General features: G+C 57.5%; 31 protein-coding genes and 1 tRNA gene. 20 read left to right on the forward strand and 12 right to left on the reverse strand.

Annotated elements, in window-relative coordinates:
• Positions 1-71 precede the first annotated feature (71 nt).
• Positions 72-374: a DUF1344 domain-containing protein gene (locus tag HKD40_RS07120; protein WP_169195042.1), complete on the forward strand. Its 303-nt coding sequence runs from the start codon at positions 72-74 to the stop codon at positions 372-374.
• A 74-nt stretch (positions 375-448) separates the two neighbouring features.
• Here the strand turns inward: HKD40_RS07120 and HKD40_RS07125 are convergent, their stop codons facing one another.
• Positions 449-772, reverse strand: coding sequence for a DUF1476 domain-containing protein (locus HKD40_RS07125; RefSeq protein ID WP_169195043.1), 324 nt, complete (start codon positions 770-772; stop codon positions 449-451).
• A 206-nt stretch (positions 773-978) separates the two neighbouring features.
• Here HKD40_RS07125 and purC point away from each other — a divergent pair, with 206 nt between their 5' ends.
• Genes purC through HKD40_RS18035 form a run of 3 tightly spaced genes read left to right on the forward strand, consistent with a single transcriptional unit; the run spans position 979 to position 2,146 of the window.
• Positions 979-1,743, forward strand: a complete 765-nt coding sequence (purC, locus tag HKD40_RS07130; RefSeq protein ID WP_169195044.1) for a phosphoribosylaminoimidazolesuccinocarboxamide synthase — start codon at positions 979-981, stop codon at positions 1,741-1,743.
• Positions 1,744-1,764: 21 nt separating this feature from the next.
• On the forward strand, positions 1,765-2,007 hold the full coding sequence (gene purS, locus HKD40_RS07135) for a phosphoribosylformylglycinamidine synthase subunit PurS (RefSeq protein WP_169195045.1): 243 nt from the start codon (positions 1,765-1,767) through the stop codon (positions 2,005-2,007).
• 13 nt (positions 2,008-2,020) lie between these two features.
• Positions 2,021-2,146, forward strand: coding sequence for a hypothetical protein (locus tag HKD40_RS18035; protein WP_282567595.1), 126 nt, complete (start codon positions 2,021-2,023; stop codon positions 2,144-2,146).
• Between the two features lie 125 nt (positions 2,147-2,271).
• Here the strand turns inward: HKD40_RS18035 and HKD40_RS07140 are convergent, their stop codons facing one another.
• Both HKD40_RS07140 and HKD40_RS07145 read right to left on the reverse strand, forming a co-directional pair.
• Positions 2,272-3,960, reverse strand: coding sequence for a methyl-accepting chemotaxis protein (locus tag HKD40_RS07140; protein WP_169195046.1), 1,689 nt, complete (start codon positions 3,958-3,960; stop codon positions 2,272-2,274).
• Positions 3,957-4,289, reverse strand: a complete 333-nt coding sequence (locus tag HKD40_RS07145; RefSeq protein ID WP_169195047.1) for a hypothetical protein — start codon at positions 4,287-4,289, stop codon at positions 3,957-3,959. Before HKD40_RS07145 ends, HKD40_RS07140 begins: the two co-directional genes overlap by 4 nt.
• 259 nt (positions 4,290-4,548) lie before the next feature.
• Here HKD40_RS07145 and HKD40_RS07150 point away from each other — a divergent pair, with 259 nt between their 5' ends.
• Positions 4,549-5,283, forward strand: a complete 735-nt coding sequence (locus tag HKD40_RS07150) for a cytochrome c biogenesis protein CcdA (protein WP_169195048.1) — start codon at positions 4,549-4,551, stop codon at positions 5,281-5,283.
• A 3-nt stretch (positions 5,284-5,286) separates the two neighbouring features.
• Here the strand turns inward: HKD40_RS07150 and radC are convergent, their stop codons facing one another.
• A complete protein-coding gene (radC, locus tag HKD40_RS07155) occupies positions 5,287-6,006 on the reverse strand; it encodes a DNA repair protein RadC (RefSeq protein WP_169195049.1) in 720 nt (239 codons plus the stop codon).
• Positions 6,003-6,839, reverse strand: coding sequence for a type I methionyl aminopeptidase (map, locus tag HKD40_RS07160; protein WP_169195050.1), 837 nt, complete (start codon positions 6,837-6,839; stop codon positions 6,003-6,005). Before map ends, radC begins: the two co-directional genes overlap by 4 nt.
• A gap of 138 nt (positions 6,840-6,977) precedes the next feature.
• Between map and HKD40_RS07165 the strand changes: the two genes are divergently transcribed.
• On the forward strand, positions 6,978-7,751 hold the full coding sequence (locus HKD40_RS07165) for a competence/damage-inducible protein A (protein ID WP_169195051.1): 774 nt from the start codon (positions 6,978-6,980) through the stop codon (positions 7,749-7,751).
• Between the two features lie 80 nt (positions 7,752-7,831).
• A complete protein-coding gene (gene gpt, locus HKD40_RS07170; RefSeq protein WP_169195052.1) occupies positions 7,832-8,329 on the forward strand; it encodes a xanthine phosphoribosyltransferase in 498 nt (165 codons plus the stop codon).
• A gap of 357 nt (positions 8,330-8,686) precedes the next feature.
• Here the strand turns inward: gpt and HKD40_RS07175 are convergent, their stop codons facing one another.
• Positions 8,687-9,328, reverse strand: a complete 642-nt coding sequence (locus tag HKD40_RS07175) for an outer membrane protein (RefSeq protein WP_169195053.1) — start codon at positions 9,326-9,328, stop codon at positions 8,687-8,689.
• Positions 9,329-9,634: 306 nt separating this feature from the next.
• Positions 9,635-9,719, reverse strand: a tRNA-Leu gene (locus HKD40_RS07180).
• 77 nt (positions 9,720-9,796) lie between these two features.
• Between HKD40_RS07180 and HKD40_RS07185 the strand changes: the two genes are divergently transcribed.
• The 10 genes from HKD40_RS07185 (at position 9,797) to grxD (ending at position 16,494) form a co-directional block, all read left to right on the forward strand.
• The gene (locus HKD40_RS07185; RefSeq protein WP_169195054.1) at positions 9,797-10,177 is read left to right on the forward strand and encodes a RidA family protein; all 381 of its coding nucleotides are present in this window, start codon (positions 9,797-9,799) and stop codon (positions 10,175-10,177) included.
• A gap of 3 nt (positions 10,178-10,180) precedes the next feature.
• Positions 10,181-10,468, forward strand: coding sequence for a hypothetical protein (locus tag HKD40_RS07190; RefSeq protein ID WP_169195055.1), 288 nt, complete (start codon positions 10,181-10,183; stop codon positions 10,466-10,468).
• 141 nt (positions 10,469-10,609) lie between these two features.
• Entirely contained in the window at positions 10,610-11,209 is a 600-nt protein-coding gene (locus tag HKD40_RS07195; RefSeq protein WP_169195085.1) for an ankyrin repeat domain-containing protein, read from the forward strand.
• Between the two features lie 274 nt (positions 11,210-11,483).
• The gene (gene purQ / locus HKD40_RS07200; protein ID WP_169195056.1) at positions 11,484-12,152 is read left to right on the forward strand and encodes a phosphoribosylformylglycinamidine synthase subunit PurQ; all 669 of its coding nucleotides are present in this window, start codon (positions 11,484-11,486) and stop codon (positions 12,150-12,152) included.
• Positions 12,153-12,175: 23 nt separating this feature from the next.
• On the forward strand, positions 12,176-14,401 hold the full coding sequence (gene purL, locus HKD40_RS07205) for a phosphoribosylformylglycinamidine synthase subunit PurL (protein WP_169195057.1): 2,226 nt from the start codon (positions 12,176-12,178) through the stop codon (positions 14,399-14,401).
• A gap of 98 nt (positions 14,402-14,499) precedes the next feature.
• Entirely contained in the window at positions 14,500-14,733 is a 234-nt protein-coding gene (locus HKD40_RS07210; protein ID WP_169195058.1) for a BolA family transcriptional regulator, read from the forward strand.
• Between the two features lie 3 nt (positions 14,734-14,736).
• A complete protein-coding gene (locus HKD40_RS07215; RefSeq protein WP_248305948.1) occupies positions 14,737-15,048 on the forward strand; it encodes a DUF6665 family protein in 312 nt (103 codons plus the stop codon).
• On the forward strand, positions 15,045-15,422 hold the full coding sequence (locus tag HKD40_RS07220; RefSeq protein ID WP_169195059.1) for an HIT family protein: 378 nt from the start codon (positions 15,045-15,047) through the stop codon (positions 15,420-15,422). The genes HKD40_RS07215 and HKD40_RS07220 overlap by 4 nt, the downstream gene beginning before the upstream one ends.
• A gap of 1 nt (position 15,423) precedes the next feature.
• Positions 15,424-16,050, forward strand: a complete 627-nt coding sequence (locus HKD40_RS07225) for an HAD family hydrolase (RefSeq protein ID WP_169195060.1) — start codon at positions 15,424-15,426, stop codon at positions 16,048-16,050.
• Between the two features lie 111 nt (positions 16,051-16,161).
• A complete protein-coding gene (gene grxD, locus HKD40_RS07230) occupies positions 16,162-16,494 on the forward strand; it encodes a Grx4 family monothiol glutaredoxin (RefSeq protein WP_169195061.1) in 333 nt (110 codons plus the stop codon).
• Positions 16,495-16,539: 45 nt separating this feature from the next.
• Here grxD and HKD40_RS07235 read toward each other — a convergent pair whose 3' ends face one another.
• Positions 16,540-16,830 carry a Dabb family protein gene (locus HKD40_RS07235; protein WP_169195062.1) on the reverse strand — a complete coding sequence of 97 codons (291 nt, stop codon included), beginning with the start codon at positions 16,828-16,830 and terminating at the stop codon, positions 16,540-16,542.
• A 144-nt stretch (positions 16,831-16,974) separates the two neighbouring features.
• On the opposite strand from HKD40_RS07235, the gene HKD40_RS07240 reads away from it, so the two are divergent.
• Positions 16,975-18,207 (forward strand): MFS transporter, encoded by a 1,233-nt coding sequence (locus HKD40_RS07240; RefSeq protein WP_169195063.1) that lies wholly within the window; start codon positions 16,975-16,977, stop codon positions 18,205-18,207.
• 102 nt (positions 18,208-18,309) lie between these two features.
• Entirely contained in the window at positions 18,310-19,560 is a 1,251-nt protein-coding gene (locus HKD40_RS07245; RefSeq protein WP_210257043.1) for a multidrug effflux MFS transporter, read from the forward strand.
• A gap of 65 nt (positions 19,561-19,625) precedes the next feature.
• Here the strand turns inward: HKD40_RS07245 and HKD40_RS07250 are convergent, their stop codons facing one another.
• Complete coding sequence (locus HKD40_RS07250) at positions 19,626-20,438, reverse strand: inositol monophosphatase family protein (protein WP_169195064.1); 813 nt, start codon at positions 20,436-20,438, stop codon at positions 19,626-19,628.
• Complete coding sequence (gene ttcA / locus HKD40_RS07255) at positions 20,435-21,295, reverse strand: tRNA 2-thiocytidine(32) synthetase TtcA (RefSeq protein WP_169195088.1); 861 nt, start codon at positions 21,293-21,295, stop codon at positions 20,435-20,437. Before ttcA ends, HKD40_RS07250 begins: the two co-directional genes overlap by 4 nt.
• Before the next feature lie 177 nt (positions 21,296-21,472).
• Here ttcA and HKD40_RS07260 point away from each other — a divergent pair, with 177 nt between their 5' ends.
• A complete protein-coding gene (locus HKD40_RS07260) occupies positions 21,473-22,846 on the forward strand; it encodes an SbmA/BacA-like family transporter (protein ID WP_169195065.1) in 1,374 nt (457 codons plus the stop codon).
• A gap of 312 nt (positions 22,847-23,158) precedes the next feature.
• Here the strand turns inward: HKD40_RS07260 and rpsD are convergent, their stop codons facing one another.
• Together rpsD and HKD40_RS07270 are read right to left on the reverse strand one after the other, a co-directional pair.
• The gene (rpsD, locus tag HKD40_RS07265; protein WP_169195066.1) at positions 23,159-23,776 is read right to left on the reverse strand and encodes a 30S ribosomal protein S4; all 618 of its coding nucleotides are present in this window, start codon (positions 23,774-23,776) and stop codon (positions 23,159-23,161) included.
• Between the two features lie 217 nt (positions 23,777-23,993).
• Complete coding sequence (locus HKD40_RS07270; RefSeq protein ID WP_169195067.1) at positions 23,994-25,232, reverse strand: MFS transporter; 1,239 nt, start codon at positions 25,230-25,232, stop codon at positions 23,994-23,996.
• Between the last annotated feature and the right edge of the window lie 45 nt (positions 25,233-25,277).

Raw genomic sequence — 25,277 nt, forward strand, 5'->3', positions numbered from 1 at the left:
ATGCGTGACACGACAGGATCTGCAAGCCGACATCACCGGGTCTACCGACCCGTTATGCATGGAGCAAAATCATGCGTAAGTTTATTGCCCCTCTCCTCATTGCCGTCACTCTTGCAGCACCCGGAGCGGCCTTTGCCGCCTCGACAGTGGCACCGGCGGCCAAGCCCGCAGCCACCACACCAGCCGAGCAAACGGCAAGTGGCGTGGTGAAGAGCTTTGACCTCAAGGCACACACGCTGACCTTGGCAGATGGCAAAATCTACCAATTGCCCGCCAACTATTCGACCCCAACTCTCAAGGCTGGCGAGAAAGTCACCGTGCATTGGAAGATGAACGGCACAGCCATGGAGGCAACAACCGTCACCCTCGGATAGCGCCGCCAACACACTCCCAACAAAAAGGGGAGCCTCGCTGAGGCTCCCCTTTCAAATGCCAATATCGAAAGCTCTTAGCCTTCGTTAGCGATCTGTTCGTTAGCGGTCGCCTTAAGAGCAACCATCTTCTGACGAATCACGTCTTCACCAACCGACACGCCCTTCGCTGCCAGATCGCCAGCGACCTTGCGGAACACGTCTTCGTCGCCAGCTTCCTGGAAGTCAGCAGCAACGACTTCGGTTGCGTAAGCCTTAGCGGCATCGCCTTCCAGACCCATCAGTTCTGCAGCCCAAATGCCGAGCAGCTTGTTACGGCGGGCTTCCGCCTTGAACTGCTTTTCCGCATCGAATGCGAACTTAGCTTCCTGACCCTTCTGGCGGTCTTCGAACGCGCTCATGGTAGCTCCCGTGTTGCATCTCAGCCGCATGGCTGGAGTTTCTTTCCCGACATAGGAGGTTCAGCGCCGCAAAGCAACGGTGTGCCTACGGTTCAGGCGGGAAATGCCATTCCGAATGGGCCTACAAAAGCGCTTGTTTTAGGCGCAGTAATGGCGCATATCCGGCTCAACTCCACCCTACCTATCCTTAGACAACGGATTCGATCATGAACCGTCGACGCAAAATCTATGAGGGCAAGGCAAAGATCCTTTTTGAGGGTCCAGAACCAGGCACTCTCATCCAGTATTTCAAGGACGACACAACGGCAGGCAACGGTGCCCGTCACGAGGTCCTCGACGGTAAGGGTGTACTGAACAATCGCATCTCTGAGTTCATCTTCACCAAGCTGAACTCCATGGGTATCCCGACCCACTTCCTGCGTCGCCTCAACATGCGCGAGCAGTTGATCAAGGAAGTCGAGATCATCCCGCTTGAGGTGGTTGTTCGCAACTATGCTGCAGGCTCGCTGTGCAAGCGCCTCGGCCTCGAACCCGGCACTCAGCTGCCGCGCTCGATCATCGAATTCTACTACAAAGACGATGCGCTGAACGACCCAGCCGTATCCGAAGAGCATATCACCGCATTCGGTTGGGCCACCCCAGCTGAGCTCGATGACATCATGAGCCTTGCGATCCGCATCAACGACTTCCTGACCGGCCTGTTCATGGGCGTGGGCATTCAGCTCGTTGACTTCAAGATCGAAGTTGGCCGCCTCTATGAAGGCGATCTGATGCGCATTGTGCTTGCTGACGAAATCAGCCCAGACAATTGCCGCCTGTGGGACATCAAGACCCGCAACAAGCTCGACAAGGACCGCTTCCGCGAAAACCTTGGCGATCTTGTCGAAAGCTACCGCGAAGTCGCTCAGCGTCTTGGCATTCTCGTCGAAAGCGACAACGCGCTGACCACTGGTCCGCGTCTGGTTCAATAATAGTAGGTCGAGGCAGTTCAGATGAAAGCGCGCGTCACAGTCACTCTCAAGAACGGCGTTCTCGACCCACAGGGTCAGGCCATCGAAGGTTCGCTCGCGAGCCTTGGCTTCTCCGGTGTTAACTCTGTCCGTCAGGGCAAGGTGTTTGATCTAGAAGTTGCTGGAACCGATGAGGAAACTGCACGTTCTCAGATCAAAGCGATGTGCGAGAAACTTCTCGCTAACACCGTTATTGAAAACTACGCCATCGAAATCCTCAATTAACGCCTTCGGGCTAATGTTCCTGTCGCACCCCTATTGGGTGCAGGACGGTAATCTCATGCGCAAAACTATCGCTCTCTCTGTCATGTTCCTCGCATCTCTTGGCCTGCTTTTCGCGGCCTATGCGTCGGTTCCAGTCTAAACCATCCTGCCAGACCCCGCGCGACGCTCGAGTTCGCCTCTAGCGCCTGCAGCCAAACTGGCAGCGATGGTTCAAACGAAAAAAGCCAGCTCACGCTGGCTTTTTTTGTGCCCTAAGTCTTAGCGTTACGCGACCGCACGAAGCCGCTTGCTGCTCTGGTCTGTCGTGAAAATATCAACGATCTGATCGAGCTCTCGCGCTTGCGCCTCCGATTGCTCGATGGCCGCGTTCATCTGCTCGACCAGCGCCGCATTATGCTGGGTCATCTCGTCCATGGTCTTCACTGCCGAGGTGACGTCTTTAATCGAGATCGCCTGCCCGCTCGCGTGCTGAGCAATCGCCTCCATAACCCGCATGTTCGCATGCGCGGTCTCAACCATGGTCATCAGCGTCCGGGCCGCATCGGTAACAAGCTTGGTGCCGCCCATAATGTCATTGCTGCTCTTTTCGATCAGCGTCTTGATCTCGCCCGAGGCCTTACCCGCGCTTTGCGCCAAACGTCGCACTTCAGACGCAACGACAGCAAAACTCTTGCCCGCCTCACCTGCCCGCGCTGCTTCCACCGAAGCGTTCAGGGCCAAGAGATTGGTCTGGAAGGCAATGTCATCGATGAACTTGACGATGTCACCGACCTTCTGGCTGGATTCCGTCATGCGCAGCATGGCCTGATTGGCCTCCTGCATGATCTTCCCGCCTTCGTCGGCCAACTGGCTAACCGAGAGTGCGTTTGAGCTGGCGTCATTGGCCTGCTGTTCGTTGATCTCAACAGTCTGCGCCAATTGCGCCATGATGCTGGTGGTGCCGACAATCGTCGACGCCTGCCGACTGGTCCGATCCGAGAGGTCATTAGCACCAGAGAGAATTTCGCCCGTCGCATCCTTCAGTGCATTCGAAGATTGCTTGAGCTGCATCACAATCTCACCGAGCTTTTCCGCTACGGCGTTGGTGTTGTCCTGCAGGTCTGAGAACACCCCCTTGAACTCGCCTTCAACACGCAATGTCACATCCGCACGAGCGAGCGACTGAAGCACGATTTGAGTGGCACCAACACCACGCCCAATTTGATCGACAAGGCTGTTGGTCGCCTCGACAAGCTCATTTAGCGCATGATCGTCATAGTGCCCGATCATGCGTTTCGAGAAGTCCCCGGCAAGGCCCGCCTCAACCACCGCGGCGAACTCAGCCTGCATTTGTTGCATCTGCTCAGCATGATGAGCCGTTGTTTCGGCTGCGTACTGCGCCTCTTTGGCACTCGCATGGGCTTCATCCGTACGCATCGCGGCGTCCTTTGTCCGTTCCTCTGCGAGATGCAGCGCCGCATTGGTATTGATCGTCATCCAGATGAGCGCCGCTGCCTCCAGAACCAGGATCACAGCGTGCAAGGCAATCCGATCCAACCCACCCGTGCCATAGAAAACCAGATCGCTAAAGAACAGGCCTAGCGCCAAATGGTGCACCGCCACCAATGCCGTGCCCACCAGAATGGCGCGAATGTCGTAGAGGAGCGAGCACATCGCCAACGCCGCGAAAAACGCCATATGCATGTCGATTTGCATCGGACTGCCACGCATAGCGATCAGCGATGCAGACACCAGTCCCATGAGCACAGCGACGATGAGATGCCGGCCAGTGGGACGCAGGCGGAACAGCATAAACCCTAGAGCCATCATCCCAGACAGGGCCACGGCGAGATATGTGGCCATGCCAAATTCGCCGAAGCGGACATATTCAACAGCGATAGAGCTGATGGCAAGAATAGCGCACAGAGTGCTCAGTGCGAGCAGCACCCGACTTCGAAATAGCTCAAGGCTCATGCTTCAAGTCGTTCTATTGGGGCACAAAGACCGCGTGCAGAGGTGATGAGCAGCGCCCCATATTTGATGACCCTGGTTGCGAAGTCCGGGTCGGGTGCGACTGCGACGAGGATATTTGAGAAGCGCGTACCACCAGCCAGTGTCCCCCCTGCACTGATGATCGCTGAGACCGCTGCTGGTTCATCGAACCAGGGCGGAAATATAACCCCTACCTCGCCGGTTTCCGGAGGCAGATGGTAGCCAATCACGAGAGTGACCAAGGTCAATAGCGCCGTGGCAAATGCCAGAACGCCCGCAAATCTATTCTCGGCTACGGTTCCTAGGCGCATACATACCCCTCCGCGGAATAGTGTCGGCCCTGACGAAATGCCTTGGAGGGCATAAGGATGCCCCCTAAGGATTTGCGTTTTATGAATTTTGACACCGTGTAGCTGCGTAACTCGTAAAAAAATACGAGGGATTTTACAGGTTCGGGCCTAGAACTTATTTTTGAGCACCGTCAATGCTCAAACCTTCGTCATTGCGGCATGTAGGCTCATTGCCTTCTGGCTCAACTGCGCTACAGAGAAGCAACGCAAGGAGAGTGATTTGGAATTTTCCCTCACTTTGGTCATTGGCGCCGGGGTATTGAGCTTTTTGAGCCCCTGCGTACTGCCGCTGGTTCCGCCCTATCTGACCTATATGAGTGGCGCGAGCTATGATCAGCTCAGAGCTGAAGCCAATGCCCCCGGCAAGCTGACACTGCGCGTCGCGATCACTTCGCTCTTCTTCATTCTCGGCTTTTCGCTCATCTTCGTTGCGCTCGGCGCCACGGCGACCGCATTTGGCCAAGCCTTCCGCCAAATCCTGCCGATCCTCACGCCCGTCGCTGGTGTGGTGATCATCGCAATGGGCCTGCACTTCCTCGGTGTGTTCCGCATCGGTCTTTTGGATCGTCAGGTCCGCCACCATGGCCCCGGCATGGCGTCAGGCCCGCTCGGCGGCTTCCTCCTCGGCCTTGCCTTCGCTATTGGCTGGACGCCCTGTATCGGCCCCGTCCTGGCGGCCATTTTGTCCGTTGCAGCAAGCCGCGATAGTGCCACAGAAGGCGCAATGCTCCTCGGTCTCTATTCGCTTGGCCTCGGCATCCCATTCTTCCTAGCGGGCATCGCGATCGGCCCCTTCCTGACCTTCTTCCAGAATTTCAAAAAACATCTGGGCGTGGTCGAGAAGATCATGGGCGTGATCCTCATCATCACCGGGCTCTTGTTCATCACCGGCAATTTCACCCGCATCTCGTTCTGGTTCCTCGAAACCTTCCCGGTACTGGCAACCTTCGGCTAAAGCCTAGAAGAGATTTTGTGATCGCAGCGAAACATGGCCTTTGCGGCCGATGATGATGTGGTCATGCAGAACTATGCCCAAAGGGCGCGCCACATCGTTGATTTCTTTGGTCATGCGTATATCCGCCGCCGACGGCGTCGGATCGCCCGATGGATGGTTATGAACCAATATGATCGCGGTCGCTGACAGCTCCAGCGATCGCCGTATCACCTCACGCGGATAGACGGGCGTGTGATCCACCGTCCCCGTCTGCTGCACTTCGTCGGCGATAAGCTTGTTCTTCTTATCAAGGAACAGAATGCGGAACTGTTCGATATCCTCATAGGCCATTTGACCTTTGAAATAATCGAGCAGCTGCGTCCACGACGAGAGAATTGGCTGATCCCGAACAATCTGGTCACGCCCATAGCGCTGGGCAACAGCCTGCATCACCTTAATATGGGAGATGGACGTCTCTCCCAGCCCTTTCACCTCCTTGAGGCGCAGTGGCGATGCGGAAAGCACTTCTGAGAATGAACCAAAGCGCGCGATAAGGTCCTTGGCGAGCTGCTTGGTGTCCCGCTGCGGAATGATCATATGCAGCATGAGCTCTAAAAGCTCATAGTCAGCGAGTGCTTCCCCGCCGACTGTTCGAAAACGCTCCCGCGCCCGTTCCCGATGTCCCAGATAATGCGGCTGAACCGCTTCACCTATTCCATCGCCGGGCTTGGGAGGTTTGCTCATTTACCCTGTCGCACCGCCAAAGGATTGAACAGGCCACCGGGCGAGAGCGTGAAGACCTCACAGCCCGTTTCGGTAACGCCAATACAGTGCTCGGCTTGCGCCGTCAGCGTCCGGTCCCGCGTCACCGCCGTCCAACCGTCAGCCAAAACCTTCACATGCGGCTTGCCGAGGTTGATCATCGGCTCGATGGTGAAAATCATCCCCGCCTTGAGCGGAATGCCCGTGCCCGCCGTACCATAGTGCAAGATGTTTGGCTCATCGTGGAACACGCGTCCCAGCCCATGCCCGACGAAATCGCGCACCACGCTCATGCGTTCGCTTTCCGCCACCGACTGAATAGCCGCGCCAATATCACCCGTGGTATTGCCCGGTTTCACCGCTGCGATACCGGCCTCAAGGCTGGCATAGGTGGTTTCAATCAGGCGCTCAGCTTTGCGGCCGATTTCGCCGACAGGATACATGCGGCTCGAGTCGCCGTGCCACCCGTCCACCACCAGCGTCAGGTCAATATTGACGATATCGCCTTCGCGCAGCGGACGTTCATCGGGAATACCGTGACACACGACATGGTTGATCGATGTGCACAGTGAATGCCGGAACCCGCGGTAGAACAACGTCGCCGGAACGGCGCCATGATCGCGCGCGAACTCATAAGCCACCCGATCAATGGTCGAGGTCGGAACGCCTGCCTCAACATATTGGGTGAGAATATCCAGCGCCTGCGCGGTCAGCTGGCCAGCCTTACGCATGCCCTCAAAGCCCTCTGCGCCATGCAGGGGAATCACATTGGGTTGGCGGCGAGCCTTCGTGCCAGCGTCGACATAGGTAATCATATTGGTCTCCTGAGCCCCCAAAATAGGCCGCTCTGACGCCAATGAAAAGAGCGCAGGGCGTCACGGCTGATTGTGCGGTGTAAAGCTTGACGACAGCGCAGGCTTGGCCCATCCAATTGCGTGCAAGGAAGGTCCCAAATGACACAGCAGAATGAGCGCGTTACCGCCGGGATGATTGTCATCGGCGATGAGATTTTGTCCGGTCGCACCAAAGATGTGAACATCGGCGCTGTTGCCGATTTCTGCACCGATCTGGGGATCGACCTCACTGAGGTCCGCGTGGTCAGCGATGAGATGGATCACATTGTTGACGCCATCAACGCCCTGCGCGCGCGCTACACCTATGTCTTCACCTCCGGCGGCATCGGCCCAACACACGATGACATCACAGCCGATGCTGTGGCCGCAGCCTTTGGGGTAGACCTCCCGATCAACGCCCAAGCCCGCGCTATGCTTGAGGCGCGTTGGAAGGAAAGCGGCACCGCGCCAAATGAAGCGCGCCTGCGCATGGCCCGCATTCCGGTCGGCGCTGATCTGATCGTCAACTCGGTTTCTGCCGCCCCCGGCTTCCGCATCGGCAATGTTCACGTCATGGCGGGCGTGCCCGTCATCATGCGCGCCATGCTCGAAGCCATTGGCCCCACCCTCAAGGGTGGCCGCAAATACCTTTCGCGCACCATCAAGGCCGGTGTCGGCGAAGGCACCATCGGGGCGCCCTTCGCAGCCCTGCAAGCAGAATACCCTGATGTCAAAATGGGCTCGTACCCGCAAATGGGCACTGGCCGCGCAACCACCGATCTTGTGCTGCGCTGCCCCGATGAGGCCCGTCTCGACGAGGCCGCCGAGAAAGTCTTGGCCATGGTTGCCCAAGCCCATATCAACGCAGGGATTGCCGCACCACAGATTGGATGATTGGCGGAACGCTCTAGCTTTGCTAAAGAGCGTTCCTCTCTTTTTCAGTTCCTAGGCCTGCGCCCTCCAGGAGAACAGCTTTGAGCACCAATAATCAGAAGAATTTTCCTGTCACCTGGGATCAGTTCCACCGCGACAGCCGCGCTCTCGCATGGCGCCTCGCCGGCATGGGTACGTTCGACGCCGTCGTCGCCATTGCCCGTGGCGGTCTCGTTCCAGCCGCCATCGTTGCGCGTGAATTGAACATCCGCACCGTCGAAACCGTCGCCTGCAAGAGCTACGACCACCAGAACCAGTCTGGCATCAAGGTTCTCAAGGAAATCTCCCAGCCGATCCTCGATCTCGCCCGCAATGGCGGTAAGATCCTGATCGTTGACGATCTCGTGGACACCGGCAACACCGCTCGCGTCGTTCGCGAAATGCTCCCCGGCGCCCACTTCGCCACCGTTTACGCCAAGCCTAAGGGCCGCGAACTGGTCGACACCTTCATCACTGAAGTGTCGCAGGACACTTGGATCTTCTTCCCATGGGACCTCGACGTCGCATACGTCGCCCCGATCTCCGGCGGCACCGACTGATTTCTCTATTAGTTTCTCTGAACCATCAAAGGCGCTCTCCGGAGCGCCTTTTTTGTTTTGGAGAAACTCGCCTAGCTCGCCACCTTCAGTGACAGGCAGATGCACGCATTTCGGTGGGCAATTTACCTCACTACTAGTGCCAGAATTTCGCGGCATCAACCTTCCCTGATAGAAGAGTCGAAAGTGTACTGAGACTTGCCTAAACGTCAAAATGCGCGGTTCACTCGCTTACAAATTGACGGACGACACACGAAGGGGGTGGCCAGTTGTGCTAAGCGGCCGTTGCTCGGCCGGCAGATGCGATTAAGGCCGCAGACGCCACGGCCTTAGAAACTCATCGAGAGTGTCGATGTAGACTCAGAACTTGTAGTTCAGACCAACGCGCGCAACGTGGGACTCAAGGTCGAAATCGTAACCCGTGCCAAATTGCTTGCTTCCAAACTTGGCATAAAAATACTCACCCTTAGCGGTGATGTTGTCGGTCAGAGCAACTTCGACGCCGCCACCCACAGTCCAGCCAGTATAAAACTCCGTTTCTTTTCTGGTCACATCTTCCAAGCTGACATTAGCCCAAGCAAAACCACCGCTGACAAATGGCATGACGCGATCAATGGCAACGCCTACGCGAGCGCGCGCCGAGCCAAAGTTCTCTATTCGCGAAGTTACGGCGGGCGTTCTTCCAGGCGAAGTATCTTTGTTGATGATCCCGGAAAGCTGAATGTCCGCTTCAGCGCCAATAACCAACCCACCTAAATCGTGGTTGTAACCCGCTTGAACGCCTGCAAACGCACCCTTGAAATTGAACTGATGCGACCCAATCCAATAGACGTCGCCACTGCCTAAGCCGACATTTGCACCGGCGTAAAGCCCAGTCCAATTGAACGTTGAAGGTTCAATATACGCTTCCGGGGTAGCAACATTGACAACACCTAAGTCTGCCGCAGCTACAGTTGATACCAGAGCGATCGATGCAAAAACGGCACAAAATGCACTTTTCATTTAAAGAACTTACACAAACTCTTTAGCCACCAGATTTGCAGACACGCCTTTATAAGCGGTAAACACTTGTAGTTACCGAATTTAGTAAATCTAACCGAAGGAATGAAACCGTTACGGTTAATCACGGCACCCTCGCGAAGTATTTTTTCACTTGCAGCAGAAATAATTGAATTGGCGACCTACATATTTCGGTCAAACCGTTAAGCGCACAGTCAAATTAGGCACAAGGCGAGCGCGCAACACGCGGACCTTAGAAGCCCATTTTTAGGCGCTGTATGTGCCGGATACTTAGTCGCGAATGCCATATGGTGCGGGCGGCGGGACTTGAACCCGCACAGCTATCGCCGAGGGATTTTAAGTCCCTTGTGTCTACCGATTCCACCACGCCCGCATTTGGCTGGTCGGGCAGTGTTTGTCATAAGGCAGGTCAGAAAACAACCTGTCACCCTTGATTCTTAAGAGGCCAGAATGATCGAACGCATCGATACCGGGATCGCCCCGTCCTCCGCCCCTATCAATGATGCTGTTCGCGCCGGAAAGCATGTGTGGCTGGTCGCCATCGCCGAAGATCCCACCACTGGTAAAATCCTCCAAGGTCCTATCGAAGACCAAGCCCGGCGCTGCATCCAAAACCTTGAGATCGCGGTTAAGGCCGCAGGGGGCTCCCTGCGCAATATCGTCATGAACCAAATCTTTCTCACCGATAGCGCCGACGCTGCTGGCATGAACGCGGTCTATCGCGAGTTCTTCACCGAACAGCCCTACCCTGTTCGGGCCACTGTGGTCGTCAAAGAATTGCTCGCTGCGGGCCTCAAGATCGAAATCACAGCCCAAGCCGTATTGGACTAAGCCATGCTCCTCAAACTCGCGCTTTTGGAAGACATCAAAGCTGGCAAAGTGGACGTTGTCTTCCGCCGCTGGAACCGCCAGACCGTCAAAGAAGGCGGGACGTTGAAAACGAAAGTCGGCTGCCTCGCGATCAAGTCCATCACCAATATGAGCCCGGACGATGTCACCGAAGCCGATGCCAAGCGAGCCGGTTTTGCTGATGTCGCCGATTTCCAAAAGTGGCTCACCACGATGAAGGAAGGTGCCCTCTTCCAGCGCATTGAAGTCGGCTATTTGGGCGAGCAGATCTAAGCCAAGGGCGCGTGACATGCATGGGCGACAGCGAAACACTGCTCCGCCCATCATTCGCCCTAAAGTGCGCCCACCGTCCCCCGACCAAATCGGGGACATTCCATGCGCTACCTTACAATTGTCGGAGTATTGGTGATGTCGATGACCTCCGCTCATGCTTCTGTGCTGCAAGCGGTAGAACAAGGCGACATCGCTAAACTGACAGCGGCCATAACTGCCGGCGACGACATCAATGAGCGCAATAGCGAGGGCCAAACAGCCCTCCTCGTCGCGACGTGGCAGAACGACATCGCAGCTGCCGAAAAGCTCATCGCCGCCGGAGCCGACGTCAACGCCAAGGACAATATTGCGGATAGCCCTTACCTCGTTGCGGGCGCCCAAGGCCGCGTTGAGATTCTAAAACTCGCCTTGGCCAATGGCGCTGACCTTAAAAGCGTCAACCGCTTCGGCGGCACCGCCCTCATCCCAGCGGCAGAAAAAGGCCACCCGGAAGCCGTGCGCGCTCTACTCGACGCTGGCGTTGCCCCCGACCACGTCAACCGCCTCGGCTGGACAGCTCTCATGGAAGCTGTCGTTCTCACCAATGGCGGCCCAATCTTTGTTGAGATCGTCAAAACACTGCTAGAGGCTGGGGCCGACCCAAACATTCCCGACAACGACGGCGTAACCGTCCTCGCCCACGCCAAGGCTCGTGGCTTTACCGACATGGTCGCCCTTCTCGAAGCCCACGGCGGCACGTAATCCCCCTAACACCTCCACTCTGTCTTACCTCGCCCCCACGGGGAGAGGTCGGCCCTCTTGGGCCGGGTGAGGGGGCCTTCCCGCTTCTATAAGCCCCCCTCAACGGCTCCTTCCCCGCCCCGTTACCAGCGGGATGCTCGGCGGGGTGATCCGCAAACACCACACAGCCCCGCCACCCTTCATCCATTCGCCTCAAACTGACCTTTTGGCTTGCCTTTTTGCCCAAGACTCACCACAAGGACCTCGCGTCCCCCAATGCATAAAGGATTGACCGATGAAGGCAGCTGTCATCGTGTTTCCAGGCCTTAACCGCGACCGCGATATGATCGCGGCGCTCACTAAGATCGGGGGCGTAAAGCCCGATGTCGTATGGCATCAGGATACCGATCTTCCAGAAACTGACCTGATCGTTATTCCCGGCGGTTTCTCCTATGGCGACTACCTCCGCTGCGGCGCTATCGCAGCCCGCTCGCCGATCATGGACAAGGTCCGCGAACGTGCCGCCAAGGGAACAAAAGTTCTCGGCGTCTGCAATGGCTTTCAGATCCTGATCGAAGCCGGCCTCCTGCCCGGCGCGCTGATGCGCAACAACTCGCTCAAATTTGCGTGCCGTGAAGTGAAGCTCGAAGTCGTCAACACCGACAGCGCCTTCACCAAGGGTTATACCCAAGGCCAGATCATCCGCTGCCCGATTGCCCACCACGACGGCAATTACTTTGCCGATGCGGAAACCCTCGATCGCGTTGAAGGCAATGGCCAAGTGGCGTTCCGCTACGCCGAAGGCACCAATCCAAACGGCTCGATCAACAACATCGCTGGCGTCTTCAATGACACCAAGAATGTTCTCGGCCTGATGCCTCATCCAGAAAACCTGATCGAAGCCGCTCATGGCGGTGATGATGGGCGCGCGCTCTTTGCTGCTGCCCTCTCTCAGGTCGCCTGAACTCTAGCTGCCGGACCCTTGCAATGACCTTCGCACAAGACCCCGCTGTCACCGCTGAACTCGTCGCTTCCCACGGCCTCAAGCCGGACGAGTACCAGAAGATTCTCGATCTCATCGGCCGCGAGCCGACCTATACCGAGCTCGGCATTTTCTCGGCTATGTGGAACGAGCACTGCTCCTATAAGAGCTCCAAGAAATGGCTCCGCACCCTGCCGACCTCTGGTCCACGGGTTATTCAGGGCCCGGGCGAAAACGCTGGCGTCGTCGACATTGGCGATGGTCAGGCCGTCGTCTTCAAGATGGAATCCCACAACCACCCAAGCTTCATCGAGCCCTATCAGGGCGCAGCGACCGGCGTTGGCGGCATTCTGCGTGACGTCTTCACCATGGGCGCTCGCCCAGTCGCCGCCATGAACGCTCTGCGTTTTGGCGCTCCAGAACACGAAAAGACCCGTCACCTCGTCAATGGTGTGGTGGCTGGCGTTGGCGGCTATGGCAATGCCTTCGGCGTGCCAACCGTTGGCGGCGAAGTCGAATTTGACGCCCGCTACAATGGCAACAACCTCGTCAACGCGTTCGCGGCTGGCTTGGCTGACACCGACAAGATCTTCTATTCCAAGGCCGAAGGCGTTGGTCTGCCCGTGGTTTACCTCGGCGCAAAGACCGGTCGCGACGGCGTTGGTGGCGCGACCATGGCGTCGGCCGAATTCGGCGATGACATCGAAGAGAAGCGCCCAACCGTTCAGGTCGGCGACCCCTTCACCGAAAAGCGTCTGCTCGAAGCTTGCCTTGAACTCATGGCCACTGGTGCCGTGATTGCTATTCAGGACATGGGTGCGGCTGGCCTCACCTGCTCCGCTGTCGAAATGGGCGCCAAGGGCGACCTCGGCATTGAGCTCAATCTCGATAAGGTCCCTGTGCGTGAAAACCACATGACCGCCTATGAGATGATGCTCTCGGAATCCCAGGAGCGCATGCTCATGGTTCTCCACCCAGAAAAAGAGCCAGAAGCCCGCAAGGTCTTCGAAAAGTGGGAACTCGACTTCGCCACCGTTGGCGTCACCACTGATGATCTGCGCTTCCGCGTACTCTGGCAGGGCCGCGAAGTCGCCAACCTTCCGATCAAGGACCTCGGCGACGAAGCTCCAGAATATGATCGTCCATGGACCGAGCCTGTCATTCCCGCAGCCCTTGCTGCCGATGACGTGCCGCAGATGGATATTGCTGACGCGCTCCTCCAGCTCGTTGGCGGCCATCAGTGCTCGTCCCGCCGTTGGGTCTATGAACAGTATGACACCTATATTCAGGGCAATACCATGCAGCGCCCGGGCGGCGATGCTGGCGTCATTCGTGTAGACGGCGCAGAGCATAAGGGCCTTGCCTTCACCTCGGACGTGAATCCGCGCTATTGCGAAGCCAACCCGTTTGAAGGTGGCAAGCAGGCTGTTGCCGAAGCTTGGCGCAACCTCACGGCGACCGGCGCAGAACCACTCGCCGCCACCGACAACCTCAACTTCGGCAATCCTGAACGCCCAGAAATCATGGGCCAGTTCGTCAAGGCGGTTGAAGGCATTGGCGCGGCGTGCCGTGCGCTCGATTTCCCAATCGTCTCGGGCAACGTCTCGCTCTACAACGAAACCAACGGTCGCGGCATTCTGCCGACCCCGACCATCGGTGGCGTTGGCCTTCTGCCTGAATGGGAAAAGTCGGTCCGCATCGGTTTTGTCGCTGAGAACCAGCCAATCCTGCTCATCGGTGGCCCTGCTGAACGCGGCACCCATCTCGGCCAGTCGATCTATCTGCGCGATCTCTTCGATCGTCGCGATGGTGATGCGCCACACGTTGACCTTGCCGCTGAACGCAAGACCGGCGACTTCGTCCGCAAGCTGATCCGCTTCGGCGTCGTCACCGCTTGCCACGATCTGTCCGATGGCGGCCTTGGCGTTGCTCTCGCGGAAATGGCCATTGCTGGCAATATCGGCGCGACTGTCACCGACGTCGACGGCAACGCACCAGCCAAGACTTTCTTCGGCGAAGATCAGGGCCGTTACCTCGTCACCCTCAATCTCGATCCGCAGGGCGATGAAATTGCCAAGCTTTGGGACGAAGCCAAGGCTCTGGGCATCCAGGCGCCATGGATCGGCTCCACTGGTGGCGACAGCCTCGCCCTTGGCGGCGCACGCGCTGTCAAGGTGGCTGATCTCAAGTCGGCACACGAAAGCTGGTTCCCGAACTACATGAACAGCTAATCGCGGCGCATCGCCCCGGTTGAAGACCTCATGGGCACATGCCATATCTTGGCATGTGCCCATTTTGCACAAACACTATTCCAGCAGGGAGACTACCCATGGCCATGGACGCCACTGAAATCGAGCGCCGCATCAAAGCCGCCCTGCCCGATGCCGTCATTGAAATCCGTGATCTGGCTGGCGACGGCGATCACTACGCCGCTCACGTCATTTCTGAAGCCTTCCGCGGCAAGACCCGCGTGGCCCAGCACCAGCTCGTCTACGCAGCTCTCAACGGCGACATGGGCGGTGCCCTTCACGCTCTCGCGCTCCAGACCAACGTTCCGGAATAAGCCTTGAGCGATCTGCGCACGTCTCTCGATATCATTCGCATGGTCCGACCAGAGGTCGGCACCGCGACCATCGAACATGAGATCATGGCAGAGAAGGCGAACTCCCTCGGAGCCGCCGAAAAGCGCGTTATCAATGCCATTGCCGCATTGGAAACAGGCGAGGACCGCAAAGCGGCCCTTGCCGAAGCCCGCGACGCGGTCTGGGGCTATTTCGTCCAGCGCGAACTGCTTGGCTTTGAAGACCACGACGAAGTCATCGCCGACCTCAAAATCCCCCGCCAGGTGTTGCTGACACTCGGGGCGATTGAGGAATGACTGAGGCCTGTCGCTTCTGCCTCGCCAACAATCTCCTCTTTGATAGTCCCGTCGCCGCCACCGAGCATTTTTATATGCTCCGCCACGCCGACACCCGCTTTGCCCATGGCGTCATGGTCATCCCCAAACGCCATAGCGAAACACCTTTCGAGCTGTCTCCAGAGGAATGGCAGGATTTTGCCAACGCCATTGCCCTCGCCCGCGATCTGCTTGCCCCGTCCTCGCCCGAAGGTTTCACCATGGGCTGGAACGTCGGTGCAGTAGCAGGGCAAACCGTATTCCATACACATCTGCATATGATCGCCCGCTATTCCGGCGACCCGCATGAAGGCAACGGCATCCGCCGCATTTTCAAAATCGAAGGGCAGGAGTGATATGAGCAGAGCCATTGTCTTTGATATCGATGGGGTGCTTATCGAGGGCATGAACCACGACGCGAACAAATCACGCCGTTGGGACGTTACTCTCAAGGCCGACATGGGCATTGACCCAAAGCGCTTCACCGACGAATTCATCTTCGACATCTTTGTTACCAAGGTAACGACCGGCAAAATGTCGGTCATTGAAGCCCTCGACAAACGCCTTCCTTCGCTGGGCTACAAAGGCTCAACGATGAAATTCTTGGACTATTGGCTCAAGAAAGACAGCGTGCTCAACCAACCGCTTATTGACGCCATCCGCGACTTCCGCGCCAAAAACGACAACCCTTTCTACATCGCCACCAACCAGGAGCACATCCGCGCGGTTTGGCTCTGGTCCAACACCGGCCTCGGCGACATCTTCGACGATATGTTCCATTCAGCACGCACGAACGCTCGAAAACCCGAAAAAGCCTATTTCGACTTCATCAGCGGTAAAATCGGCCCGCAGAGCGAGCCTCCACTCTTCTTTGACGATACGCCGAAAATCGTCGACGGCGCGCGCAAGGCCGGTTGGGAAGCCATGATCTACGACCGGCTCGAGAGCTTCACCACTCACCCGTGGATCGCCGCCCGCCTCTAACGCCCATCGTCAAATACCGATGCGCCCACCTCGACAGATGGCCACGCCTATCTTATTTAAGAGCCAACTTGACCCGGCCCTTGAACCCGGATTTCTCGAAAGGTTTTTCCCATGACCGATATCAACGCCTTCATCGACAACAGCATCAAGTCCAACGACGTGTTCTTGTTCATGAAGGGTACACCCGATTTCCCGCAGTGCGGTTTCTCGGGTCAGGTCGTCCAGATTCTCAACTATCTCGGCCTCGAATTCGGCTCGGCCAACGTGCTGGAAAGCGGCGAACTGCGTGAAGGCATCAAGGCCTACACCAACTGGCCAACCATTCCACAGCTCTACATCAAGGGCGAGTTCATCGGCGGCGCAGACATCGTGCGCGAGATGTTCCAGTCCGGCGAACTGAAGACGCACCTCGAAGAGGCTGGCGTTGCGGTTAAGGCTGCTTAATTAGCGCCACCTAAAGCAAAAGCCCCGCTTCGGCGGGGCTTTTTACTATTCTGAAACAACCACATCAGCTGCGAAGCGAACGTCCCGTATCGGCCGAACCCGCGCCACGGACTCAGCGTAAGTCGGATGCTGTTTATAGGCATCTAGCGCCGCCTGATCGGCAAACTCGCCATAAACCACCACGTCTACCTCATTGCCGTAGAGATCAACCTTAGTGTTCCGCGTCACCTCAAACTTGAGGCTATGGGGAATGGTTTTGAGGATCGACAGGCCAGCCACGACCTCATCAACGAGGTCCGGCGATTTTGCAGTAAAAAGAACGATATGGCGGATCATGGTATCCTCATGCAGTCCCCTGCCATGTCGTGCCAAATGCCCAAAACGTCAAGTCATCACAGTTCGTGATGCAGCCCATGATTTATTATTGCTTTTCGTGATCTCGCCTTAGGCGTAGCGTCGCCGCGCACAAATAGGTGAGTCATGTTCGCGTCCGCATCTGCTCCACGTCTCAATTTCCCTCTGCCCATCATTATTCTGGCGGGCTGCATTATTGCCGCTATTGGTTTCGGCACGCGTGGCGCCTTTGGACTGTTCACCCTGCCCATCACGGAAGATCTCGGCCTCACCCGTCAGGAGTGGGGCATGGCCATGGCGATACAGAACTTGGCTTGGGGCCTCACCCAGCCCTTCGCCGGAGCAATGGCCGATAAATATGGCTCTGCCCGCGTACTTGCCTTTGGCGGGCTGATCTACGCCGCCGGCGTTCTGGGCATGGCCTTCTCTCCAGACATTCTCAGCCTCACCCTCACCACCGGCATCATCACCGGCGTCGGTATCGCCGTGGCCTCATTTGGTGTTGTCATGGCCGCCTTCGGCCGTGTGGTCCCCGCCGAAAAGCGCAGCTTTGTTTTTGGTATTGCCACCGCAGCAAGCTCGGCAGGCCAGTTCATTTTCGCCCCGCTCGGTCAGGGCTTCATCTCTGCCTTCGGCTGGCAGATGGCTCTTGTCTGGATCGCACTGATCCTCTTGCTCATCATCCCGCTCTCCAGCGCACTGCGTGGTCGCGCTGAGTCCGTTCCGGGCGAAGCCGATATGAAGTTCATGCAGGCCCTGTCGCGCGCTTGGGGCTATGGCTCCTATCGCCTTCTGGTCATTGGCTTCTTTGTTTGCGGCTTCCACCTCGCCTTTATCGGCGTTCACATGCCGGCCTATCTGGTCGAATGTGGCCTTTCGCCAGAAGTGGGCAGCTGGGCAATCGCCGTTATCGGCCTCTTCAACGTCGCGGGCTCGCTCCTCTCAGGCTGGCTCGGTTCACGCCTGCCCAAGCAGCTCCTCCTTGCGCTCATCTACTTCCTCCGCGCGCTCGCCATTGCGGGGTTCGTTTTCCTGCCCGTCACGGAAATCAGCGCCTACATCTTCGGCGCAGTCATGGGCCTACTTTGGCTTTCCACTGTCCCGCTCACGGCTGGGCTCGTGACCCTCTTCTTCGGCCCACGTTACATGGGCATGCTCTATGGCATTGCCTTCCTCAGCCACCAGATCGGTTCCTTCTTCGGCGTCTGGCTGGGCGGTCTGGTTTATGATCTGACCGGTGCCTATGACCTGATGTGGTATCTCGGCATTCTGCTCGGCCTGGCCTCCGCTGCGGTCCACATCCCGATCAACGAGATCAAAGACAAAAATTTCGCGGTCAAAACCGCGATGCAACATTAATCACACCATTTCGCCCGTTGCCTTGCCAAAAGCTGGCAACGGGTTCATGGTCCGCGCGTTTCTAATCGTCGGCTACTCCTCGCCGACCTCTAGGTATTGATAATGACAGATCGGATATCGCGCGCGATTTCGCGCCCGCACTTCATTGCCCTCATAGCGGCACTGATGACGATGAACGCTATTGCTGTCGACGTCATGTTGCCCGCCCTGCCCTATATGGGCGAAGCCCTAGGGGTTGTCAGCGAGAACGAACGGCAGTTCGTCGTCACCTCCTACACCCTCGGAATGGGCATCGCCGTTCTGGCATTCGGCCCGCTGACCGACCGCTTTGGCCGCCGCATTCCTCTGTTTGCTGGCATCACCGTCTACATCATCGCCGCCATTGCTGCCGCCTTTGCGCAGGATTTTACGACTCTCTTGGTGCTGCGCTTCGTTCAGGGCATGGGCGCCGCCAGCGCGCGCGTAATCTGCACCGCCATTGTTCGTGACAAGTATTCTGGCCGCGAAATGGCCGAGGTCATGTCTCTGACCTTCATGGTCTTCATGGCGATCCCCATCATTGCCCCAAGCATTGGTCAGGTACTTCTCCTCACCGGCCCATGGCAGAACATCTTTATCTTCATGGGCGTGCTGGCCTTGGCCATCATGATCTGGGGCTATTTCAAGCTCGATGAGACGCTCAGCGAAGACAAACGCCGTCCGCTCAGCATCAAGAGCATCGCCTCTGGCTTCCGCATCGTCTGCACAAACCGCACGGCGTTCTTCTATGGCCTCGCGGGCATGTTCCTGTTCGGCGCGCTCATGGGGTTCATCTCCTCGGCCCAACAGGTTTACGTCGAAGTCTATGGGCTTGGCCTGTGGTTCACCGCTGCCTTCGCCGGCATCGGCGCCCTCATGGCTGTCTCGTCCTTCACCAACTCTCGCGTCGTCCGGCGCATGGGCATGCGTCGCCTCGCCCATGGTGCCATCTTGGTCTACACCACCTTCGGTGCCGTCATGACCATTCTGGCCCTGACCAACAATCTGCCCTTTGTCGTTTTCTATCCGCTTCTGGCGATCATCATGTTCTCGTTCGGCTGGACCAGCTCGAACATGAACTCGCTTTCGATGGAGCCATTGGGCGCCGTCGCAGGCACGGCCGCCGCCACCTTCGCCTTCATCCAAACCGTTGGTGGGGCTTTGATGGGCATGGTGATCGGCCAGATGTTCAACCACTCTGCGCTCAACGTAGCAGCGGGCTACTTCACCATGGGCGTTATGGCACTGGTCTGCGTGCTCATCGCCGAAAAGGGCAAGCTTTTTGGCGTCGGCGAGCAATATGCGAATGCCGAGCCGGTCATCTCGGAACACTAAGAACCAAAAAGGCCGGGCGCACTACAGTACCCGGCCTTTTCTTTATTCTCGGATCATCTTGCGCTTTAGAAGGTAAAGACCTCGCGGCGCAGCGCCTGCCAGCTGTCCTTGTCAGGCGCGATGAGCAGCCCACCATCAAGGTCTGCTGCGCGATAGGGCGAACCATCCAGCTTGGCCACATGCGCGCCCGCTTCCTCGACAATCAACGAACCCGCCACGTGATCCCAAGGCATGGTCTTGTTGTACATCTGGAAGTGCACGTGGCCATCGGCAGCAAGGCGATACTCATGGCCCGCGCAGCGATAATTGGCGATCACCTTCACAAGGCTAAGATTGCCCAACACCTCGCGACGGTGTGGTTCTGGAATGTAGGTCGTTGAAGTCAGCCCGCCCATTTCTGAAACCGGCACTGGATCGGCATATTTCAGACGCTTGCGACGACCATCGGGAAACACCTGCCAAGCGCCACACCCGCGCTCCGCCATAACGAAATCATCGCCCATCGGATCATAGATCACGCCCGCGACGGTTTCCCCGTTCTGCACCACGCCAGCCATGACCGCAAACAATGGCAACCCACCAACGAAATTAGCCGTTCCATCAACGGGATCGACGTAAATCACGACTCGATCCTCGAAGTTGGTTTTGAGCAGCGCCGCATTGGCCGAGACCGCTTCTTCGCCAATCACAATATGGCGCGGCGAATGCTCATTGATCGCCGCCGTAATCACGCGCTCGGCGTTGACGTCCGCCTCGGTCACCAGATCAAAAGCGCTGGTTTTGGTCTGTACCGCGCCCTCATCGAGTTTGCGGAACCGCGGCAGGATTTCCTGCTGTGCGGCTTGTTTCAAAATCGCGGCGAGACGGTCGATGTTCATTCGGCAACTTTCTGCTGAGCAGCAAGGGACGCAAAATCAAACAGGCGCGTATCCAGCATATGGCTGGCATTGATATTGCCCATGGCCCGGATCATCGTATCCTTACGGCCCGGCATACGCTTTTCAATATCGGTGAGCATGGCCTTCATCGCATTGCGCTCCAACCCATCCTGCGAACCGCACAGGTCGCATGGAATAATCGGGAACTGCATGTGGTCGGAGAACTTTTGCAAATCCTCTTCCGCACAGAAAATCAGCGGACGCAGAACTTCGAGGTCGCCCTCGTCATTGACCAGCTTCGCTGGCATCGCCGCCAGCTTGCCGCCATGGAACATGTTCATGAAAAAGGTTTCGAGGCTGTCGTCGCGATGGTGCCCCAGCACCAGCGCCGTACACCCCTCTTCACGTGCGATACGATAAAGATTGCCGCGCCGTAAGCGCGAGCACAGCGAACAATAGGTTGCTCCCTGCGGCAGCTTATCGGTCACAATCGAATAGGTGTCCTTGTATTCGATACGGTGCTCAATGCCCAATTCGCTCAAGAACGCTGGCAGGATGTGCTTCGGGAAATTCGGCTGCCCTTGGTCGAGATTGCACGCCAACAGCTCAACCGGCAGCATGCCGCGCGCCTTGAGGTCGAGCAGCAGCGCCAAAAGCCCATAGCTATCCTTGCCGCCCGACAGCGCAATCAGCCACTTCTCGCCCGGACGGACCATGGCGAACTTCTCAAGCGCTTCGCGAGTATTGCGAATGAGGCGCTTACGCAGCTTGTTAAATTCCACCGAACGCGGCGCTTTAGCGAAGATGGGATGGATACCGGTATCAGCATCCTCATCCAGCGTAGCTTGGGCTTCCATCACCGCGGACATTGGCAAAACTCTCTTCATCAGACATGAGCTTGCTGATACCGCCGATAGCCCGGAATTGAAAGGGAAAGGCAAACTCGTGAACGCACTTACTTACCGCAGTGTAACTTGTGTGAATCTGCGTTTCGCCTCTAGATAAGGCAATATTGAACACCTCGGGAGATTTCGGTGTTTCGGTCTTTTTTCCCCGTACCCAAACTGTTTTTCGGCTCTGCCGCGCTATGGCTTCTCGCCGCCGTCGTGATCTGGTTCACCGTTGGCGATGCGATCCGACCCTATATCAGCATTGATCGCTTCACCCATCCGGTCGCAATCGAGGCTACGACTGCCCCAACCACTGCTCAAACGGCTGCGACAGAAACCGCTGCACCCGACGCTGTAGCCACGACGACCGCCGAGGCCGGAGACGCCACCGAACCCGCCCCGAACCCAACCGCCGCCGCGGAAGCTGGTGCCAAGCTCGATTTCCTAAACGGTGATCGCGTCTGGCTCTATCAGTTCGTGTTGATCACAGCCCTGATCTTCTGCGTCTTCTGGTATTTCTACCAGCGCAATGATTGGTATTGGTGGTCAGTCGTATCCACCACAGTCATCCTGCTGATCATCTATTTCCAAGTGCAGGTATCGGCCTTCGTCAACGAATGGTCCGGCTCATTCTTTAACACCATCCAGCTTGCGCTCACGCAACCCGGATCGGTCTCGGCCGACCAGCTCTACGGCCTCGTTGGCACCATTTTATTGGTTGCGCTCCCCAGTGTACTGGTGTCGGTTCTGCTCGCATTCTACACCTCGCACTACGTCTTCCGTTGGCGCAAGGCGATGAACTTCTACTACATGGCCCATTGGCCAAAGATCCGCCAAACCGAAGGCGCGGCGCAGCGTGTTCAAGAAGACACCATGCGCTTTGCCCAGATCATGGAAGATCTCGGCACCGCGTTCTTCGACAGCTTGATTACGCTCGTCGTCTTCCTCCCCCTGCTTTGGACGCTCTCCGCAAACATCAGCGAATTGCCACTCTTCGGCGACGTTCCCGGTGGTCTGGTATGGGTCGCCTTGGTCGGCGCAGCAGCTGGCACAGCGTTGCTTGCTGTCGTTGGGATTAAGCTGCCAGGCCTCAACTTCGCCAACCAGCGCGTTGAAGCGGCCTATCGTAAGGAACTCGTTCTCGGCGAAGATCAAGCCGATCGCGCCCAACCCGCGACCATCCGTGAGCTCTTTGCGGGCGTGCAGAAGAACTACTTCCGCCTCTATTTCCACTACACCTACTTCAATCTGACCCGCTACGGCTACAACCAAGTCATCGGCTATGTGCCGCTCTTGGTGATGGCCCCCTCGATCCTGGCAGGTACCCTCACAATGGGCCTCTACCAGCAGATCCAGATCGCCTTCGGGCAGGTGTTCAGCTCCTTCCAGTTCTTCGCCCGCGCTTGGACGGTCATCGTGGAGCTGCAATCGGTCATCATGCGCTTGCGTCAGTTCGAGAGCCACATCCCGAACGACCAAGAGCCAATCAAGGTAAGCGTCTCCGGCGCAACGACCTAAGCAATCAAAGCCGCCCCCTGGGGCGGCTTTTTTATTGGCGGTCGTAGTCAGGTCCCCCACCCAACCTCCCCCGCAGGCGGGGGAGGAGCAGACCGAGTTCAAACCCGCCTCTCCCCACCAACACTGCCTTCCCCTCCCCCTATCAGGGGGAGGCCGGGTGGGGGTACAGCACGTCCCCCCAACATACGCGATCCAATCCCTCCCCCTCCTCAGGGGGAGGCTAGGTGGGGGTAAACGCACCCCCCAAAAAAACAAAAAAAAGGGCCGCTCCGAAGAGCGACCCTTTTCGTATCGAAAAATTCGAAACGCGGATTAACGCGAGTAGAATTCGACGACCAGGTTTGGTTCCATCTGAACTGGATACGGAACGTCCGACAGAGCCGGAACGCGCACGTAGGTCGCAGTCATCTTGTGGTGGTCAACATCGACGTAATCTGGAACGTCGCGTTCAGCAAGCTGAACAGCTTCGAGCAGAACGGTGAGCTGCTTGGAGCGCTCACGAACTTCGATCTTGTCACCAACCTTGACCTGGTAGGAAGGAATGTTGACGCGCTTACCGTTGACCAGAATGTGGCCGTGGTTCACGAACTGACGAGCTGCGAATGGAGTAGCAACGAACTTCGCGCGATACACGATCGCGTCCAGACGGCTTTCCAGCAGACCGATTAGGTTTTCACCGGTATCGCCCTTGCGACGAGCTGCTTCGTCATAAAGACGACGGAAGCCCTTTTCGGTGATGGAAGCGTAGTAGCCCTTGAGCTTCTGCTTAGCGCGGAGCTGTAGGCCGTAGTCGGAGAGCTTGCCCTTGCGACGCTGACCATGCTGGCCTGGGCCATATGCACGGGTGTTCAGCGGGGACTTTGGGCGGCCCCAGATGTTTTCGCCAAGACGACGATCGATCTTGTACTTAACGGAATGACGCTTCGACATCGCGTATCCTTCTCGTAGAGAGTTGAAGGTTTCGCGCCCTCCTTTGCCTTGCTTGCACAAGGCCGACAGACTCCCTTGCGAGAATCCCGGGTGCGCCTATAGCCCCGAAGGGCGGGATAGGTGAGCCGGTGTTTATTGACCGACTCCCCAAGAGTCAACCCAAAGCGCCGGAAAACGCGGCAATCTTCCGCCAGCGCCGTCGCTTTTCGCGCACATGTTACACCATGCGCTTGTTGATCTGCCGCTGCTCACGCAATTGCGGAAAGACCCGGCTCCAGATCACGGCAATTGCCATGGCCCCAAACCCGCCGATCACCACCGCTGGCACAGCCCCAATGAAATGCGCCACAGTCCCGGCCCGGAACTCGCCCAGCTCATTGGACGCACCGATAAACACCGAATTCACGGCATTGACGCGACCACGCACCTCTTCGGGCGTCCACAGCTGCATGATGGTTTCGCGAATGGTCACGCTGACCATGTCCGAGGCTCCGACCAATATGAGAGCCGGGATCGAAAGCCACACGGTCGAAGACAGACCAAAAATCACCGTAAACAGGCCAAACAGCCCAACAAACAAAAACAGCAACTTCCCGGCATGATCACGGATCGGGAACCGCGTGAGGTAGAGAGCCATCGCAATGGCCCCGATCCCCGGCGACGCGCGCAGCAACCCCAGCTCCACTGGGCCCGCATGCAAAATATCCTTGGTATAGATCGGCAGCAGCGCATAGGCCCCACCCATCAACACCGCGAACATATCGAGCGAGATCGCGCCCAACACGACCTTGTTCGAAAATATGTAGCGAAAGCCGCCGAAAATGGTCTCAAGGCTCGTCGCCTGCCCTGCCTTATGCTGCGCAGGCTTGAGGATCAGCATCACAGTGATCATACCACCGGCCAAAAGCAGTGCCGCTGTCCCGAAAGCGAAGGCCGGCCCCATCCCATAGAGCAAGCCACCCAAGGCTGGTCCGGTGATGGAGGCGAATTGCCAGGCCGAAGCGTTGACTGTGATCGCGTTCGAGAGCGCCTCAGATGGTACAAGGTTCGGCGCCAGAGACTGCGCCGCCGGTCCCCAGAACGCCCGCGCCGTGCCCAAAAACACCAGCACAACGAACATCGGCCAGACCTCGTCGCTGTTTCCCCCTGTCAGCACCAAAAAGCTCAGTGCGCATAAGAGCTCAACGGCCAAACAAATGGCCATGATACGGCGTCGACTAAACCGGTCCGCCGTCAGCCCGGTCACCAGCATCAAAACCAGCGCCGGCAAAAACAGCGCCAGCCCGACAAGCCCAAGCAGCAACGCATTGCCTGTCACATCATAAATGTGCCACGCAATCGAGACCGACATGATCTGAACGGAAAAGCTGACGAGCAATGTCGTCAGCCAGAAAAAGCGGAAACCGATATAAGTAAAAGCGAGCTTGGAGGGCTCAGAGGGGGCGTGCGTACTCATGAGTACACTGCATCGCACTTTGCCCCCACGCCGTCAAAGACCAAA

It is taken from the genome of Devosia sp. MC1541 (genome assembly GCF_012847305.1).
GTDB lineage: Bacteria > Pseudomonadota > Alphaproteobacteria > Rhizobiales > Devosiaceae > Devosia.

Bases quoted from the DNA above. Each gene is read 5' to 3' on its own strand.
- HKD40_RS07120 (WP_169195042.1), top strand. From the start codon at position 72: ATGCGTAAGTTTATTGCCCCTCTCCTCATTGCCGTCACTCTTGCAGCA.
- HKD40_RS07125 (WP_169195043.1), bottom strand. From the start codon at position 772: ATGAGCGCGTTCGAAGACCGCCAGAAGGGTCAGGAAGCTAAGTTCGCA.
- purC (WP_169195044.1), top strand. From the start codon at position 979: ATGAACCGTCGACGCAAAATCTATGAGGGCAAGGCAAAGATCCTTTTT.
- purS (WP_169195045.1), top strand. From the start codon at position 1,765: ATGAAAGCGCGCGTCACAGTCACTCTCAAGAACGGCGTTCTCGACCCA.
- HKD40_RS18035 (WP_282567595.1), top strand. From the start codon at position 2,021: ATGTTCCTGTCGCACCCCTATTGGGTGCAGGACGGTAATCTCATGCGC.
- HKD40_RS07140 (WP_169195046.1), bottom strand. From the start codon at position 3,960: ATGAGCCTTGAGCTATTTCGAAGTCGGGTGCTGCTCGCACTGAGCACT.
- HKD40_RS07145 (WP_169195047.1), bottom strand. From the start codon at position 4,289: ATGCGCCTAGGAACCGTAGCCGAGAATAGATTTGCGGGCGTTCTGGCA.
- radC (WP_169195049.1), bottom strand. From the start codon at position 6,006: ATGAGCAAACCTCCCAAGCCCGGCGATGGAATAGGTGAAGCGGTTCAG.
- map (WP_169195050.1), bottom strand. From the start codon at position 6,839: ATGATTACCTATGTCGACGCTGGCACGAAGGCTCGCCGCCAACCCAAT.
- HKD40_RS07165 (WP_169195051.1), top strand. From the start codon at position 6,978: ATGACACAGCAGAATGAGCGCGTTACCGCCGGGATGATTGTCATCGGC.
- HKD40_RS07175 (WP_169195053.1), bottom strand. From the start codon at position 9,328: ATGAAAAGTGCATTTTGTGCCGTTTTTGCATCGATCGCTCTGGTATCA.
- HKD40_RS07185 (WP_169195054.1), top strand. From the start codon at position 9,797: ATGATCGAACGCATCGATACCGGGATCGCCCCGTCCTCCGCCCCTATC.
- HKD40_RS07190 (WP_169195055.1), top strand. From the start codon at position 10,181: ATGCTCCTCAAACTCGCGCTTTTGGAAGACATCAAAGCTGGCAAAGTG.
- HKD40_RS07195 (WP_169195085.1), top strand. From the start codon at position 10,610: ATGACCTCCGCTCATGCTTCTGTGCTGCAAGCGGTAGAACAAGGCGAC.
- purQ (WP_169195056.1), top strand. From the start codon at position 11,484: ATGAAGGCAGCTGTCATCGTGTTTCCAGGCCTTAACCGCGACCGCGAT.
- purL (WP_169195057.1), top strand. From the start codon at position 12,176: ATGACCTTCGCACAAGACCCCGCTGTCACCGCTGAACTCGTCGCTTCC.
- HKD40_RS07210 (WP_169195058.1), top strand. From the start codon at position 14,500: ATGGCCATGGACGCCACTGAAATCGAGCGCCGCATCAAAGCCGCCCTG.
- HKD40_RS07220 (WP_169195059.1), top strand. From the start codon at position 15,045: ATGACTGAGGCCTGTCGCTTCTGCCTCGCCAACAATCTCCTCTTTGAT.
- HKD40_RS07225 (WP_169195060.1), top strand. From the start codon at position 15,424: ATGAGCAGAGCCATTGTCTTTGATATCGATGGGGTGCTTATCGAGGGC.
- grxD (WP_169195061.1), top strand. From the start codon at position 16,162: ATGACCGATATCAACGCCTTCATCGACAACAGCATCAAGTCCAACGAC.
- HKD40_RS07235 (WP_169195062.1), bottom strand. From the start codon at position 16,830: ATGATCCGCCATATCGTTCTTTTTACTGCAAAATCGCCGGACCTCGTT.
- HKD40_RS07240 (WP_169195063.1), top strand. From the start codon at position 16,975: ATGTTCGCGTCCGCATCTGCTCCACGTCTCAATTTCCCTCTGCCCATC.
- HKD40_RS07245 (WP_210257043.1), top strand. From the start codon at position 18,310: ATGACAGATCGGATATCGCGCGCGATTTCGCGCCCGCACTTCATTGCC.
- HKD40_RS07250 (WP_169195064.1), bottom strand. From the start codon at position 20,438: ATGAACATCGACCGTCTCGCCGCGATTTTGAAACAAGCCGCACAGCAG.
- ttcA (WP_169195088.1), bottom strand. From the start codon at position 21,295: ATGGAAGCCCAAGCTACGCTGGATGAGGATGCTGATACCGGTATCCAT.
- rpsD (WP_169195066.1), bottom strand. From the start codon at position 23,776: ATGTCGAAGCGTCATTCCGTTAAGTACAAGATCGATCGTCGTCTTGGC.
- HKD40_RS07270 (WP_169195067.1), bottom strand. From the start codon at position 25,232: ATGAGTACGCACGCCCCCTCTGAGCCCTCCAAGCTCGCTTTTACTTAT.